Annotated in this window: 14 protein-coding genes; 6 read left to right on the top strand and 8 right to left on the bottom strand. The window is 66.8% G+C overall.

Going from position 1 to position 14,969, the window contains the following annotated elements; translation table 11 throughout:
* Positions 1–9: 9 nt before the first annotated feature.
* The 4 genes from flhD to DELCS14_RS21980 form a co-directional block, all read right to left on the bottom strand.
* Positions 10–336: a flagellar transcriptional regulator FlhD gene (gene flhD, locus DELCS14_RS21995; protein WP_012204159.1), complete on the bottom strand. Its 327-nt coding sequence runs from the start codon at positions 334–336 to the stop codon at positions 10–12.
* 320 nt (positions 337–656) lie between these two features.
* Positions 657–1,571: a sulfurtransferase gene (locus DELCS14_RS21990; RefSeq protein ID WP_013803625.1), complete on the bottom strand. Its 915-nt coding sequence runs from the start codon at positions 1,569–1,571 to the stop codon at positions 657–659.
* Positions 1,572–1,665: 94 nt separating this feature from the next.
* Positions 1,666–2,571, bottom strand: a complete 906-nt coding sequence (locus tag DELCS14_RS21985; protein ID WP_034391274.1) for a DMT family transporter — start codon at positions 2,569–2,571, stop codon at positions 1,666–1,668.
* 323 nt (positions 2,572–2,894) lie between these two features.
* The gene (locus tag DELCS14_RS21980; protein ID WP_012204162.1) at positions 2,895–4,034 is read right to left on the bottom strand and encodes an aromatic ring-hydroxylating dioxygenase subunit alpha; all 1,140 of its coding nucleotides are present in this window, start codon (positions 4,032–4,034) and stop codon (positions 2,895–2,897) included.
* A 340-nt stretch (positions 4,035–4,374) separates the two neighbouring features.
* On the opposite strand from DELCS14_RS21980, the gene xseB reads away from it, so the two are divergent.
* The 5 genes from xseB (at position 4,375) to DELCS14_RS21955 (ending at position 10,014) form a co-directional block, all read left to right on the top strand.
* The gene (gene xseB, locus DELCS14_RS21975; RefSeq protein WP_013803623.1) at positions 4,375–4,611 is read left to right on the top strand and encodes an exodeoxyribonuclease VII small subunit; all 237 of its coding nucleotides are present in this window, start codon (positions 4,375–4,377) and stop codon (positions 4,609–4,611) included.
* 8 nt (positions 4,612–4,619) lie between these two features.
* On the top strand, positions 4,620–5,570 hold the full coding sequence (locus DELCS14_RS21970; protein ID WP_012204164.1) for a polyprenyl synthetase family protein: 951 nt from the start codon (positions 4,620–4,622) through the stop codon (positions 5,568–5,570).
* A 39-nt stretch (positions 5,571–5,609) separates the two neighbouring features.
* Complete coding sequence (gene dxs, locus DELCS14_RS21965) at positions 5,610–7,490, top strand: 1-deoxy-D-xylulose-5-phosphate synthase (RefSeq protein ID WP_013803622.1); 1,881 nt, start codon at positions 5,610–5,612, stop codon at positions 7,488–7,490.
* Positions 7,491–7,680: 190 nt separating this feature from the next.
* Positions 7,681–8,775 (top strand): TRAP transporter substrate-binding protein DctP, encoded by a 1,095-nt coding sequence (dctP, locus tag DELCS14_RS21960; RefSeq protein ID WP_013803621.1) that lies wholly within the window; start codon positions 7,681–7,683, stop codon positions 8,773–8,775.
* Between the two features lie 159 nt (positions 8,776–8,934).
* A complete protein-coding gene (locus DELCS14_RS21955) occupies positions 8,935–10,014 on the top strand; it encodes a TRAP transporter substrate-binding protein (protein WP_013803620.1) in 1,080 nt (359 codons plus the stop codon).
* An 83-nt stretch (positions 10,015–10,097) separates the two neighbouring features.
* Here DELCS14_RS21955 and DELCS14_RS21950 read toward each other — a convergent pair whose 3' ends face one another.
* The 4 genes from DELCS14_RS21950 to DELCS14_RS21935 form a co-directional block, all read right to left on the bottom strand.
* Positions 10,098–10,559 carry a hypothetical protein gene (locus tag DELCS14_RS21950; RefSeq protein ID WP_013803619.1) on the bottom strand — a complete coding sequence of 154 codons (462 nt, stop codon included), beginning with the start codon at positions 10,557–10,559 and terminating at the stop codon, positions 10,098–10,100.
* Positions 10,556–12,118 carry a TRAP transporter large permease subunit gene (locus DELCS14_RS21945; protein WP_013803618.1) on the bottom strand — a complete coding sequence of 521 codons (1,563 nt, stop codon included), beginning with the start codon at positions 12,116–12,118 and terminating at the stop codon, positions 10,556–10,558. Before DELCS14_RS21945 ends, DELCS14_RS21950 begins: the two co-directional genes overlap by 4 nt.
* Before the next feature lie 42 nt (positions 12,119–12,160).
* Positions 12,161–12,700 carry a TRAP transporter small permease subunit gene (locus DELCS14_RS21940; RefSeq protein WP_013803617.1) on the bottom strand — a complete coding sequence of 180 codons (540 nt, stop codon included), beginning with the start codon at positions 12,698–12,700 and terminating at the stop codon, positions 12,161–12,163.
* A 322-nt stretch (positions 12,701–13,022) separates the two neighbouring features.
* Entirely contained in the window at positions 13,023–14,189 is a 1,167-nt protein-coding gene (locus DELCS14_RS21935; protein ID WP_013803616.1) for a helix-turn-helix domain-containing protein, read from the bottom strand.
* A 279-nt stretch (positions 14,190–14,468) separates the two neighbouring features.
* On the opposite strand from DELCS14_RS21935, the gene DELCS14_RS21930 reads away from it, so the two are divergent.
* Positions 14,469–14,945, top strand: a complete 477-nt coding sequence (locus DELCS14_RS21930) for a (2Fe-2S)-binding protein (protein WP_013803615.1) — start codon at positions 14,469–14,471, stop codon at positions 14,943–14,945.
* Positions 14,946–14,969: the final 24 nt, after the last annotated feature.

Raw genomic sequence — 14,969 nt, 5'->3', positions numbered from 1 at the left:
TCAGGCGGATCAGAGGACTTCGGAGACGCGGCTGGCCATCAGGATGTTGGCGTGCAGCGTGTTGGTCGCACCGTTGCCGATCTTGTTGCTGCTGTGGTTGGTCAGCAAGCTCCAGACCATTTCGTCGTCCACCCGGAAGCTGGCGAGCAAGGTGTTGCGCGAGGCCAGCTTCAGCACCTGGGCTGCCGACAGTGCGGCCAGCAGGTCGCACGATTCTTCGTTCAGTCCCAGGCGGAACACCGCTTCGGCCTTGTCCTGGCGGATCAGGGTCTGGGCCAGCATCAGGTAAGTGAGGTTGGCTTCGCGGATTTCGGCAAGCAGCTGTTCATTGTTCATAGGACCATCCTTTGCATCTCGGCAGCCGCAACGCCCGGGTAGAAACAAGATGTTCAACCTGTTGCGATCTGTTGAGATGGATTGTGGAGGAGGGCCCTTCGCCGTTGAAGTCGGGGCAGGTCTGCGCCGGATGTCTGGTTGTGAGACGGCGTTTGTAAGATTTACCTTACACCTGTAGCAAGGTTTGGATGACTCGATTTCGCTCGGGCCCCGCCGTCTGGGGGCTTGGGAGCAGGCCGCTGCAGTGGTGTTGTTGCATGTCGGCCTTTTGACACAGTGCTGTCATTGTGCAGCCTCCCCAAGGGGAGGCATAAGCCGAATTAGCCGCGCTCCACCGGCCTCTTCGGGTCACTGCACCACTCGCTCCAGCTGCCCGCGAACAGCCTTGCAGGCGGCAGCCCCGCAATGCGCATGGCCAGCAGGTTGGGCAGCGCGCTCACGCCGCTGCCGCACTGGTGCACCACGCTGGCCGGATCGCGGCCTGCCAGCAGCTGGTCGAACTCCGCGCGCAGCAGGGCGGCAGGCTTGAAGCGGCCGTCGGCAGCGATGTTCTCGGTGAAGGGCCGGTTGAGCGCGCCGGGGATGTGGCCGGCCACAGGGTCCAGCGGCTCGACCTCCCCGCGGTAGCGGGCCGGGGCGCGTGCATCGACCACGGTCTGGCCTGCGCTGCCCAGTGCATCGAGCACCTGCTGCGCCGTTGCCAGTTGCTGAAGCGGCTCGCGCAGCTCGAAGTTGGACTGGAAGCGCGCGCTTTCCTCGCCCGATGCCACGGGCTGGCCTGCGGCCTGCCAGGCCTGGAGACCTCCGTCGAGCACGGCCACATCGCCATGGCCGGCCCATTGCAGCATCCACCACAGGCGCCCGCAGTAGTTGGCGCCGTTGCGGTCATAGACCACGGCCTGCATGTCGTTGGAAAAACCGATGCTGGACAGCCACACGGCAAAGCGTTCGCGGTTGGGCAGCGGGTGGCGGCCGCCCGAGGCGGCCTGCTCGCTGGCCGCCACGCTGCCATGGGCGCCGGGCACGCCGTGTTTTGCGCTGAGGTCATGGTCCAGATCGGCAAAGACGGCGCCTGGAACATGGGCCTGCAGGTACTGGGCCTTGCCGGCCGCAGGCTGGGCCAGGTCGAAGCTGCAGTCGAAGACCATCAGCGGACGGCCGCTGGCCTGCAGCGCGGCCAGCTCCTGGACGGAGATCAGGGTCTGGTGGGTCTGGTAGGTGGTGTTGGAAGTCATGGATGCGGAACTCCGAAGGCCTGTGCAGGCGGTGGTGCGCCTGCGGCAAAAAGATCCGATCCATTATGCGACGGCCCCATGCGGGCCGGCGGCGTCAGCCGCGCGAACGCAGGGCCGTGGCCAGGGCGCCGCTGGCCACGATCAGGCCAATGCCGGCCCAGCCGATCAGCGGCACGCTTTCACCGAACATCGCCAGGCTCAGCAGGGCCGCGAAGACGATGCCCGAATACTGCAGGTTGGCCACGACCAGGGTGTTGCGGCTGTTGCTGGCCGAGGCGTAGGCCGCCGTCATGCAGACCTGGGCCACGGCGGCCAGCACGCCCACGGGCAGCAGCCACAGCGCGCGCCAGCCCGGCCAGGCGGACACGCCCGTGAAGCACATGGCCAGGGCACCGGCCACGGCCGAGCCCAGTGCGAAGTAGAAGACCACGCGCGCCTCGGGCTCGCCCATGCGCGACAGCGTGGCCACCTGCATATAGGCCATGGCGGCGAACACCCCGCCGATCAGGCCGCCTGCGCTGGCCACGAATTCCTGCGGCGCCGCGCTGGGGCGCAGCACCAGGATCACGCCCACGAAGCCCAGGGCCACGGTGGCGACCAGGCTCCAGGGAAACGGCGGCAGCGCGCGCAGCGCATGCGATTCGGGCTGGCGGCGCAGCTGGTGGCGCAGCAGCAGGCCCTGGCCGATCAGAAAGACCGCCATCCAGATGCTGCTCATGGAGTTGAACGTGGCGGCCGTGGCCAGCGGCAGATGGCCGATGGAGTAGAACCAGGCGCCCATGGACGTCACGCCCACGAAGCTGCGCCAGGCATGCTCGCGCGGGTAGCGCGTGGCCAGCGAGATGCCCTGGTGGCGCGCCAGCCACCACAGCGCCACCATGCTGACCAGCCCGCGGTAGAAGACGATTTCCGCCGCGTTGAAATCCTGGGAGGCGAACTTCACACACACACTCATGACCGCAAAAACGAATGCGGCCGCCACCATCCACAGGGCTTGCATATAAATGACCGGATAGAGCCGCACAAGGACCGCGGCGCTGGACGAGAAAAGGGTTGGGTTTTGTTTTTGGCACATGCCGCCTGGCTGCGTACGGCCCAGGGCCGTGGCAGGGACACGCGCAAGGAACTGTATTGCATAAGCCAAGACATTGGACTTGCCTCGGGATGCATTGCCGCCGCCAGCCCTGCCCATTGGGCACATCAGGGCGCTTGCATTCAGAGGAGCTGTGCAGTTGGCCTGCCGCCTAATACAGACGGCCCGCTGCAAGCGGCCCAATGCAGACGGCCCGCACGAATGCGGGCCGTCGGGAGAGCCGGAGCAGATCAGCGTGCGGGGACTGCGTCACCCATCACGCCGCGATACCACTCATGGAAGTGCTGCATGCCGTCTTCCATGGGGCTCTGGTAGGGGCCGACCTCGTTGTCGCCGCGCTCGTACAGTGCCCTGCGGCCGGCGTCCATGCGCTCGCCGATCTCGTCGTCCTCGATGCAGGTCTCCATGTAGGCGGCCTTTTGCGCCTGCACGAATTCGGGCTCGAAGGCCGCGATCTCTTCGGGGTAGTAGAACTCGACCACGTTCAGCGTCCGGTCCACCGCCAGCGGGTGCAGGGTCGAGACCGTGAGCACGTGCGGATACCACTCCACCATGATGTGCGGGTAGTAGGTCAGCCAGATCGCGCCGCGTTCGGGCAGCTCGCCGTTGCGGTAGGCCAGCAGCACGTCGTGCCACTTCCTGTAGGTGTCCGAGCCTGGCTGGGCAAAGCCGGGCGCCACACCCACGGTCTGCACCGAGTACTCCTTGGCAAACTCCCACTGCAGGTCGTCGCAGGTCACGAAGTTGCCCAGGCCCGGGTGGAAGGGGCCCACGTGGTAGTCCTCGAGGTAGACCTCGATGAAGGTCTTCCAGTTGTAGTTGCACTCGTGCATCTCGACATGGTCGAGCACGAAGCCCTCGAAGCTCAGCTGCTCGCGCAGCTTCATGCCGGCCAGGTCGGACTCGATGTCGCGGCCGTTGTCCTCGAACAGCAGGCCGTTCCACTCGCGCAGCCGGTAGTTGTTCAGGTTCAGGCAGGGATCGTGGCTGAAGTGCGGTGCGCCCAGCAGCTCGCCGCTGGTGCTGTAGGTCCAGCGGTGCAGCGGGCAGACGATGTTGCCCCCCGCATGGCCCTTGCCTTCGGTCATCAGATTGCCTCGGCCCTTGAGCATCACGGCCTGGCGGTGGCGGCAGACGTTGGAGATCAACTCCACCTGCCCCCTGGCATTGCGCACCAGAGCGCGGCCTTCCTTTTCCTGGGGCAGGGCGTAGTAGTCGCCTATCTCGGGAACGGCCAGTTGGTGGCCCACGTAGCGCGGGCCGCGTTGAAAGATGGTCTCCAACTCGCGCTGGAACAACGCAGGGTCGAAGTAACTGGAAACTGGTAGTTGGCTTGCGGCCTGCTGCAGTTGAAGACTTAAATCAGACATGGGTGACCTGACCTAAAGACTCCCCACAGGGAGGGTGCGCGTGCGCACGGGATTGGAAAAAGCAAAACCGGCCGTTCCTGGACATGGAGGCAGGCTTCACGACGTGAAAAGAAGCGGCGCCCGAGGCGCTGTCTCTTGTCGATGAGCCCGACCGTATGCCCAGGCAAGGGGCCGGTTTGACGGGGAATGGGATTATAGCCCGTGGGGTTATTTCCGGATGCCCGGTACGTGTATTGCGCGCGCCGGATGCCGCCTGTCAAGGGCTGTCCGGTTATTGGCGGCACGGTCACGGAGGGGCGCCTAGAATCGTCGGTTCCCCACAACGCACCGCCATCGCACCATGCCCAAGGCTGCTCCCAAGGCTCTTGCCGAGCCCACCAGTTACGAATCCGCGCTGCAGGAGCTGGAGCAGCTCATCGCGCAGATCGAGTCGGGCCAGCTGCCTCTGGAGCAGATGCTGACAGGCTACCAGCGCGCGGCGCAGCTGCTCGGCTATTGCCGCGGCCAGCTCGACGCGGTGCAGGAACAGGTCAAGGTGCTTGACGAGGGGGCGCTGGCCCCGTGGAGCCAGGATTGAAGATTGCCATGAGTGCCGTGATGACTTGCGCTTCCGATGTTTCCCAGCCGGCCGGCCCCGGCGCGCTGGATTTCCCCTGCTGGATGACCGATCGCCTGGCGCGTACCGAAAGCGCGCTGTCGCAATGGGTGGGCGTGGATGCGCCTGCGGGCCTGGGCGAGGCCATGCGCTACGCCGTGCTCGATGGCGGCAAGCGCCTGCGCCCGCTGCTGGTCTGGGCCGCCGCCGAGGCCGTCGATGGCCTGCAGCCCGCCGCCGTGCGTGCCGGCTGCGCGGTGGAGCTGATCCATGCCTATTCGCTGGTGCACGACGACATGCCCTGCATGGACAACGACGTGCTGCGCCGTGGAAAGCCCACGGTGCATGTGCAGTTCGGCGAAGCCTCGGCCTTGCTGGCTGGCGATGCGCTGCAGGCGCTGGCCTTCGAGCTGCTCGTTCCCGAGCCCGATCAGGCCGGCAGCATGCCGGACGCCCTGCAGGCGCGGCTGTGCCGGCTGCTGGGCCGTGCCGCAGGCGCGCAGGGCATGGCCGGTGGCCAGGCCATCGACCTGGCCAGCGTGGGCCTGCAACTGAGCGAGGCCCAACTGCGCGAGATGCACCGCCTCAAGACCGGCGCTCTGCTGCATGCCAGCGTGCTCATGGGAGCGGCCTGCAAGGAGGGCGTGGATGCCCAGGCCTGGCAGGCGCTGTCCGACTACGGGCAGGCGCTGGGCGTGGCCTTCCAGGTGGTGGATGACATCCTCGACGTGGTGGCCGACTCGGCCACCCTGGGCAAGACGGCCGGCAAGGACGCGGCCAACGACAAGCCGACCTACGTCTCGCTGCTGGGCCTGGACCAGGCCCGCGCCCATGCCGACGAGCTGTGCGCCCTGGCGCACGCGGCGCTTGCGCGCAGCGGCCTGCCGGACACGCGGGCCCTGGCGGCACTGGCCGACATGGTCGTGAGCCGCACTCACTGACAATACGGACCGCGGCCTTGCCGCTCCAAGATACCTAGCATGACCACGAACACCTACTCCCTGCTGCAGACCATCGACGATCCCTCGGATCTGAGGCGTCTGTCGCGTGCCGAACTCAAGACCCTGGCCCAGCAACTGCGTGCCTATGTGCTCGACAGCGTCTCCAAGACCGGCGGGCATCTGAGTTCCAACCTGGGGACGGTGGAGCTGACGGTGGCGCTGCATGCGGTGTTCGACACGCCCTACGACCGCGTGGTCTGGGACGTGGGCCACCAGACCTATCCGCACAAGATCCTCACGGGCCGGCGCGAGCGCATGGCCTCGCTGCGCCAGTTCGGCGGCCTGTCGGGCTTTCCGCAGCGCGCCGAGAGCCCGTACGACACCTTCGGCACGGCGCACTCCTCCACCAGCATCTCGGCCGCCCTGGGCATGGCCCTGGCTGCCAAGCAAAAGGGCGAGGACCGCCGCGCCATCGCCGTCATCGGCGACGGCGCCATGACGGCTGGCATGGCTTTCGAGGCGCTGAACAACGCCGGCGTGACCGATGCCAACCTGCTGGTCATCCTCAACGACAACGACATGAGCATCAGCCCGCCCGTGGGCGCGCTCAACCGCTACCTGGCCCAGCTCATGAGCGGGCAGTTCTACGCCAAGGCGCGCGACATGGGCAAGAGCGTGCTCAAGCAGGTGCCTCCGCTGCTGGAGCTGGCCAAGCGGCTGGAGCAGCAGGCCAAGGGCATGGTCGTGCCGGCCACGCTGTTCGAGAACTTCGGCTTCAACTACATCGGCCCCATCGACGGGCATGACCTCGATTCGCTGATCCCCACGCTGGAGAACATCAAGAGCCTCAAGGGCCCGCAGTTCCTGCATGTGGTCACCAAGAAGGGCCAGGGCTACAAGCTGGCCGAGGCCGATCCCGTGGCCTACCACGGCCCCGGCAAGTTCGATCCCAGCGTGGGCCTGGTCAAGCCGGCCACGCCCCCGAAGCAGACCTTCACCCAGGTCTTCGGCCATTGGCTGTGCGACATGGCGGACAAGGACCAGCGCCTGGTGGGCATCACCCCCGCCATGCGCGAGGGCTCGGGCATGGTGGAATTCCACAGGCGCTTTCCGGGCCGCTACTACGACGTGGGCATCGCCGAGCAGCATGCGGTCACCTTTGCCGCAGGCATGGCCTGCGAGGGCCTCAAGCCCGTGGTCGCCATCTATTCGACCTTCCTGCAGCGCGGCTACGACCAGTTGATCCACGACGTGGCGCTGCAAAAGCTGCCCGTGGTCTTTGCGCTGGACCGCGCGGGCCTGGTCGGCGCTGATGGCGCCACGCACGCAGGTGCGTATGACATCGCCTTCGTGCGCTGCATTCCGCACATGAGCATGGCCTGCCCGGCCGACGAGCGCGAGTGCCGCCAACTGCTCACCACCGCCTACGAGCAGGACCATCCCGTGGCCGTGCGCTACCCGCGTGGCGCGGGCGTGGGTGTGGCGCCGCTGGAGAGCCTGGAGGGCCTGCCCTTCGGCAAGGGCGAGGTGCGCCGCGAGTCTGCCAAGAAGCAGGTCGCCATCCTGGCCTTCGGCACCCTGCTGTACCCGGCCCTGGCCGCGGCCGAGGCGCTGGACGCCACCGTGGTCAACATGCGCTGGGCCAAGCCGCTGGACGAGGAACTGCTGCGCCAGGTGGCCTCCACGCACGAGCTCATCGTCACCGTGGAAGAGGGCTGCATCATGGGCGGCGCAGGCAGCGCCGTGGCCGAGTCGCTGCAGGCCGCCGGCATCACGCGCCAGCTGCTGCAACTGGGCCTGCCCGACGAGTTCATCGAGCACGGCGATCCCGCCAAGCTGCTGGCCCTGCAGGGCCTGGATGCGGCGGGCATCGAGGCCTCGGTCCGCGCCCATCTGGCACCCGAGCGCGCCGTGGCCTGAGCAGGGCTGGCGCCCCGCAAGCTTTCCGTCAGATGCGCCGCAGGCCGCGCCAGCTGGCGCCGGGCGGCCTGCGGGAGCCTCTTCAGGCGCGCTGCGGGACCGTTGGCAGGGCTGGCGCCTGCTACAGTAGCGAACGCACGTGCAGACGTGCGTTTTTTTTGCTGAAAAAGGCCATCAGGGAGAGCCATCCATGGACCGTCGCTCACTCATCAAACATGCAGGCATGGCCGGCGTGCTGGCAGCGGCGGCCGCACCCGCAGTCCACGCGCAGGATGCGGCGGCAGGCACGGTGCGCTGGCGGCTGGCTGCGAGCTTTCCCAAGTCGCTGGACACCATCCTGGGCTCGGCCGAGACCTTTGCGCGCACGCTCAAGGCCTTGTCTGCCGGGCGGTTCGAGGTCAGCGTGCACCCGGCCGGCGAGCTGATGCCGGCCTTCGGCGTCGTCGATGGCATACAGAACGGCACCGTGGAGATGGCGCTGACGGCACCCTACTACTTCACCGACAAGGACTACATCTTCGCGCTGGGCTGCGCCATTCCCTTCGGCCTGACCGCGCGCCAGATGGACGCCTGGATGGAGCACGGCGGCGGCCGCAAGCTCATGGACGACTTCTATGCCCAGTACGGCATCAAGAGCCTGAGCGCGGGCAACACCGGCACGCAGATGGGCGGCTGGTTCCGCAAGGAGATCAAGACCCTGTCCGATCTCAAGGGCCTGCGCATGCGCCTAGGCGGCGGCCTGTTTGGCGACACCATGCACAAGCTGGGCGTGGTCGCCCACAACATTCCCGTGGGCGACACCTACCAGGCACTGGAGAAGGGCACACTGGACGCGGCCGAATTCGTCGGCCCCTACGATGACCAGAAGCTGGGCTTCAGCAAGGTCGCCCCCTACTACTACTACCCGGGCTGGTGGGAGGGTGGCGCCGAGCTGTCCTTCTTCATCAGCACCAAGGCCTATGCGTCGCTGCTGCCCGAGTTCCGCGCCATGGTCGATGCCGCTGCCGCCGTGGCCGCGCGCGAGATGACCTCGCGCTATGTGGCGCTGAATCCTGGGGCCCTCAAGAAGCTGCTGGGCGACAAGGTCCAACTGCGCGCCTTTCCCAAGGATTTCATGGATGCGGGCTTCAAGGCCTCCATGGAAGTGCTGGCCGAGAACGACGCCAAGTCACCCCAGTTCAAGAAGATCCACCACAGCCTGCGCAGCTTCCAGCGCGACCAGCTGCTGTGGGACCGTTTTTCCGAATTCCGCTACAGCAGCTACATGAGCGTGGTGCGGCTGTGAGCGCGAGAGTTGCGGGCGTTTCGTAGGTAGAAGTTCCTAGAAGGCACAGCCCATTTGGGGGCGGTGCCTGCCCTCTCCTCATGTACATTTTCAGGCGGTCATACAAGCTGACACAGATTGGCAGCCCGCCCAGAAATTCCGTTCATCAAGGAGAGTGAAGTGGATCGTCGTTCCATCCTCAAAAACGCCGGTATCGCCGGCATCCTGGCTGCTGGTGCAGCCCCCGCCGTGCATGCGCAAGCGGCGATCCGCTGGCGCCTGGCATCGAGCTTCCCCAAGTCCCTGGACACCATCTACGGCACGGCGGAAGTCTTCTCCAAGAAGGTCAGTGAAGCCACCAGCGGCAAGTTCCAGATCTCGGTGCACGCAGGCGGCGAACTGATGCCGGCCTTCGGCGTGGTGGACGGCGTGCAGAGCGCGGCCGTGGAAATGGCCCACACCGCTCCCTACTACTTCTACGGCAAGGACCCTACCTTCTGCCTGGGCTGCGCTGTTCCCTTCGGCCTGAACGCCCGCCAGATGAACGCATGGATGTACGAGGGCAACGGCCTCAAGCTCATGCGCGAGTTCTACGCCAAGTACAACATCATCAACCTGCCCGGCGGCAACACGGGCGCGCAGATGGGCGGCTGGTTCCGCAAGGAAATCAAGTCGGTCGCCGACCTCAAGGGCCTGAAGTTCCGCACCAACCCGTTTGCGGGCAAGGTGCTGGAGCCCTTCGGTGTGATCCCCCAGTCCATCCCCGGCGCCGACCTCTATCCCGCGCTGGAAAAGGGCACGATCGACGCGCTGGAATGGGTGGGTCCCTATGACGACCAGAAGCTGGGCTTCAACAAGGTCGCGCCCTTCTACTACTACCCCGGCTGGTGGGAAGGCGGTCCGCAGCTGGACTTCTACATCAACACCAAGGCCTGGGAAGGCCTGCCGGCCGAATACAAGGCCGTGGTGGAGGCTGCCGCCTCGCACGCCCACGTGACCATGCTGGCCAAGTACGACGCCAAGAACCCCGTTGCCATCAAGCAGCTGGTGGGCTCGGGCACCAAGCTGCGCCCGTTCACGCAGGACGTGATGACGGCCGCCTTCAAGTCGGCCCAGCAGATCTATGCCGACCTGAACAACACCAATCCCGAGTGGAAGAAGGTCTACACCGACTACGCCAAGTTCCTGGCCGACCAGAACGCCTGGTTCCGCTTCACCGAAGGCACCTTCGACCGCTTCATGCAGCAACAGAAGCTGTGAGCGCAGGCAGGCCGCAAGGCCTGCTGCGCGACAAAAAAGCCCCGCTGGCGCAATACCAGCGGGGCTTTTTCTTTGGCGCGGCTTCAGGTTTGTGCCGCTGCGGGCTGCATGCCTTGCTGCACTACGGCTTCGCCGAAGGCGACCAGCAGGCGCGGGTCGGCCGAATGCATCCAGGCGATGGAGCCGTTGCGCCTTCGCACCAGCATGCGCGGCGCCACCAAGCCCTGCAGCCAGGGCCAGTGCACGATCTTGAAGGTGGCCACCTCGCGCGCCTGCACGCGCTTGTCCCAGAGCCAGGTCTGGGTCAGCTCGCCGTCCTGGTATCGGGTGCGGCTGAAGACCATCCACCAGCCCACCCAGGCGATGAGCACGGCGGCCAGCGCATAGGTGCTCAGGCTGGCGAACGACCATTGCGCATCGCTCAATGCGGGCGCCGACCAGGCAGCGAAGGCCGCCAGTGCAAGCACGATGGCCACGGCCATCACGCGCACCAGCGGAGGGTAGGCGGCGCTTTCCAGCGCCGCAGTGGACGGCTCCTGCGTCATTGCGCGGGCGCTGCCGGTTCAGCCGGAGCCGGTGCAGCATCGGGCGCTGCGGGCGTGTCAGCGGGTGGCGTATCGGCGGGCGGTGTATCTGCGGACGCGCCGAACGGATTGTCCAGGTCGATGCTGCCGCCCTGCGGCTGCATGTCGGCCGGCATCTCCAGCTGGACCTTGTCCAGGTCCACGACCACCTCCTTGTCGAGGAAGACGGTCACGGTCTGCGGGAAGAAGATCACGATGGCCACCAGGATCAGCTGCATCACCACCCAGGGAATGGAGCCCATGTAGATGTCGCTGGACTTGACGGGCCGGTCAATGCGCTTTTCCTTGAACAGCGTGTCCGAGATGCCGCGCAGGTAGAACAGCGCAAAGCCGAAGGGCGGGTGCATGAACGAGGTCTGCATGTTCACGCACAGCAGCACGCCGAACCAGACCAGATCGATCCCCAGCTTGTGCGCCACCGGGCCCAGCAGGGGCAAGATGATGAAGGCGATCTCGAAGAAGTCCAGGAAGAACGCCAGGAAGAAGATGAAGATGTTCACCACGATCAGGAAGCCGATCTGGCCGCCCGGCAGGTCGGTGAGCATGTGCTCGATCCAGATGGCGCCGTCCACGCCCTGGAACACCAGCGAGAACACGCGCGAGCCGATCAGGATGAAGACCACCATGGCCGTCAGGCGCATGGTGCCGTCCATGGCCTCCTTGAGCAGCTGCCAGTTCAGGCGCTTGTGGATGGCCGCCAGGATCAACGAGCCCACAGCGCCCATGGCGCCGGCTTCGGTGGGCGTGGCGATGGCATGGTCCATGAAGGGCAGGCCGCCCATGGAGCCCAGCACCGCAAAGATCAGGATGGCCGAGGGAATGATGCCGCGCAGGCACTTGCCCCACAGCGCCCAGCCGTGCAGCGTGCGTGCCGTGCGGGGCAGGCCGGGCACGTACTCGGGGCGGATGCGGCCCAGGATGAAGGTGTAGATGGCGAAGATCAGCACCTGCAGGATGGCCGGGCCCCAGGCGCCCTTGTACATGTCACCCACCGAGCGGCCGAGCTGGTCGGCCATGACGATCAGCACCAGCGAGGGCGGCACCAGCTGCGTGATGGTGCCCGAGGCCGCCAGCACGCCCGTTGCGTAGCGCATGTTGTAGCCATAGCGCATCATCACCGGCAGCGAGATCATGGCCATGGCGATCACCTGGCCGGCCACGGTGCCCGTGATGGCGCCCAGGATGAAGCCCACGATGATGACCGAGTAGCCCAGGCCGCCGCGCACGGGGCCGAACAGCTGGCCCATGGAGTCGAGCATGTCCTCGGCCAGGCCGCATTTCTCCAGCACCGCGCCCATCAGTGTGAAGAAGGGGATGGCCAGCAGCAGGTCATTGGAGAGGATGCCGAACATGTTGATCGGCAGGGTGGACATGAAGTTGGCGGGGAACCAACCCATTTCGATGGCGAAGAAGCCGCTGAACAGGCCCAGCGCCGCGAGCGAAAACGCGACGGGGAAGCCGATCAGCATGATCACGATCAGCCCCGTGAACATGATCGGGGCAAAGTTTTCCATGTGCATTCTGGTGTCGTCCTGGAGAAGTCGGTGGGAGCGGGGCCGGGGTTACTGAACCGGCTTCTCGTAGTGCGTCGTCATCGCGTAGCTGCCGTTGAGATAGGCAACGCGCTTGATGATCTCGGCCACGCCCTGCAGGAACATGGCGCCAAAGCCCAGGGGTAGCAGCAGGCCGGCGGGCCAGCGGATCAGACCGCCGATGTTTCCGGACATCTCCTTGGTCACGAACATGTTCCAGAAGAAGGGCCAGGTCAGCCAGGTGAGCAGGCCCATCACCGGCAGCAGGAAGAAGATCAGGCCGAACAGGTCCACGAAGACCGGCCCCTTGCCGCGCAGCTTGCCGTAGATGATGTCCACGCGCACATGCTCGTTGAGCTTGAGCACCAGCGGCGCGCCCAGCATCACCGTGGTGCCGAACAGGTACCACTGGATCTCCAGCCAGGCGTTGGAGCTCATGTCCAGCCCGTAGCGCGTGACCGCATTGCCTGCGGAGATCAGTGCGGCAGCGAGCACGGCCCAGCCCGCGACCTTGCTGAGTTTGGTGGATACCCAGTCCATGCCCATGGCGAATTTGAGGAGTCCTGACACGCTTGCTCTCCTTGTATGAACAAAAAAATAGGCCCGCTGGGGCCGATGGCTAGATGGAGAGGCTTGCGCCCGCGGGAGCGGTGGAACGTGCCGGGCGTGCCGGTGCCTGGCTTGCGCCGTGGGACTGGGGTGTTGTGCATAGAGCCTGCATGGTGTCTCCAAAGGATAGGCTGTGGGGTCCTTCAAGCGGCGGCCTGTAGGCCTGTGCGCTGCGCTCTTGTCGGCGCCTGGACCGGAAAGCCTGGATTTTACGAAGACCCGCCAGGGTTCGCGGCCGTATCCACCCCCTAAGAAATCGGTAGGAACCCCAGTACACCGGCCTTCAGGGCGGCGAAACCGGCTTGCGGGCCCCCAGTTTGCGGTACAGCGTGGCGCGGCTGATGCCCAGCGCGCGGGCGGCGCGGGTCACATTGCCCTGGGCGTCCTGCAGGGCCTGCTCGATCAGCACGCCCTCGCTGGCGCGCAGCGGGCTGGGCTGGGCGGCGGTGGCCAGCGCTGCCGTGCCCAGCGCAGGCAGCAGCTGGCGCAGCTGGGGGCCGGGCTGCACCAGGGCCTGCAGCCGCAGGCCCGACCACAGCGGCAGGCGCAGCGGCTCGTTGGGGCGCTGGCGCGCATGGTCCACCAGCGCCGTCCAGGGCATGGCCAGCAGTTCGCTGCAGTGCAGCGGCTGGCCCGGCAGCGACAGTGGCTGCGGCACGAGCTGGCGGGCCAGGGTATTGCTGCCCGCCACATGCCCTTCGGCGTCCACGGCCAGCAGGCCTTCGCCCTCCTGGCCCAGCGGCCCGCCGGGCCAGTTCAGGTGCAGCAGCAGGGCATGGGGCAGGGCGCGCAGCAGCCGGTCCTCGATGGCGCGGGCGCAGCGCAGCGCCAGGTGCATGAGTTCGGGCCGCTCCGGCACGTCCACGCCCGTGATGTCCAGCATGCCCAGGCAGCTCCCGTCCGGGCCGGACAGCGGCGCACCTGCGCAGCTGTAGTGGCGGTTGGCCTCGAAGAAATGCTCTGCCCGGTGCAGCCAGACGGGGCTGTGCTCGGCCAGGGCCGCGCCAATGGCCGTGGTGCCCACGCCCTGCTCGGACAGGTCCACGCCCACGCGGGCGATGGCCTGCACGCGGATGTCGCTGCGCTCCAGCGGCCCCTGCACCTCCAGCACCGTGCCGCGTGCATCGGTCAGCAGGCTGAAGTAGTGCATGGCGCCCACGGCGCCCACCAGCTGGGCCATCACGGGGCGCGCGGCCTGCAGCAGCATCTCATGGCCATCACGGGTCTGGCGCAGCGCATGCGGCCCCAATGCTTCGTAGACCACGCGCTCGTCCGGGCGGCGGCCTGCCGCCAGGCAGCGCTGCCAGGAGCGCCACAGCCAGGGTGCGATGCCGGGCGGTGAACCGGCCAGCGCCTGATCGCCGAAAACCAGGCTGCGGGCCCGGGCGACCTGCTGGTGGCGCGGATCGGCGGGGCAGGGCTGCGCGGCGTCGGGGCTCAGGGCGAACATGGGGCGGGGACTCCTGTGGCTGGCTGGCAAGGGATTGCGAACGGGCTGGCAGGCGGGTGCAGAAGCGGGTGCACAAGCGGGCGCAGGCGAAGACCCGGCCGCTGATGGCGGAGGCTTCGCTGGCAACTGTGTCATTTTGAGAATATCCGCGCCGCCCGGCCCGGGCTTGCGGGTCAACCCTAGAACGGGCGCCTGCGGGCAGGGCGACCATGGCAGGCGAGGTTTCCGGCGTTCCCCCACGTTCCAGATCACCGCCGATCACAGGCAGGAGACAGCACGATGAATGTCCAGCTCACCGTCAACGGGCGCGCGCAGCGCATCGACGTTCCGCCCAACACCTTGCTCGTGCATGCGCTGCGCGAGCACCTGCGCCTGACCGGCACGCATGTGGGCTGCGACACCAGCCAGTGCGGGGCCTGCACCGTCATCGTCGACGGCCACGCCGTCAAGTCCTGCGCCATGCTGGCCGTGCAGGCCGAGGGCTGCGAGGTGCGCACCATCGAAGGGCTGGCGGATATCGACGGCGGCCTGCACCCCATGCAGGCGGCCTTCAAGGAGTGCCACGGCCTGCAATGCGGCTTTTGCACGCCGGGCATGGTCATGAGCGCCGTGGACCTGTGCCAGCGCCAGCCGTGCGCGGGCGATCGCGAGATCCGCGAGGCGCTGGAGGGCAACCTGTGCCGCTGCACGGGCTACCAGAACATCGTGGCCGCCGTGAAAAAGGGCAGCCAGGCCATGGCAGGGCCTGCGGCCTGAGCGCCGCAGGTCACCACAAGGAGA

Source organism: Delftia sp. Cs1-4, assembly GCF_000214395.1.
Taxonomy (GTDB): Bacteria; Pseudomonadota; Gammaproteobacteria; order Burkholderiales; family Burkholderiaceae_C; genus Comamonas; species Comamonas acidovorans.
This window is presented reverse-complemented; position numbering and strand designations above follow the sequence as displayed.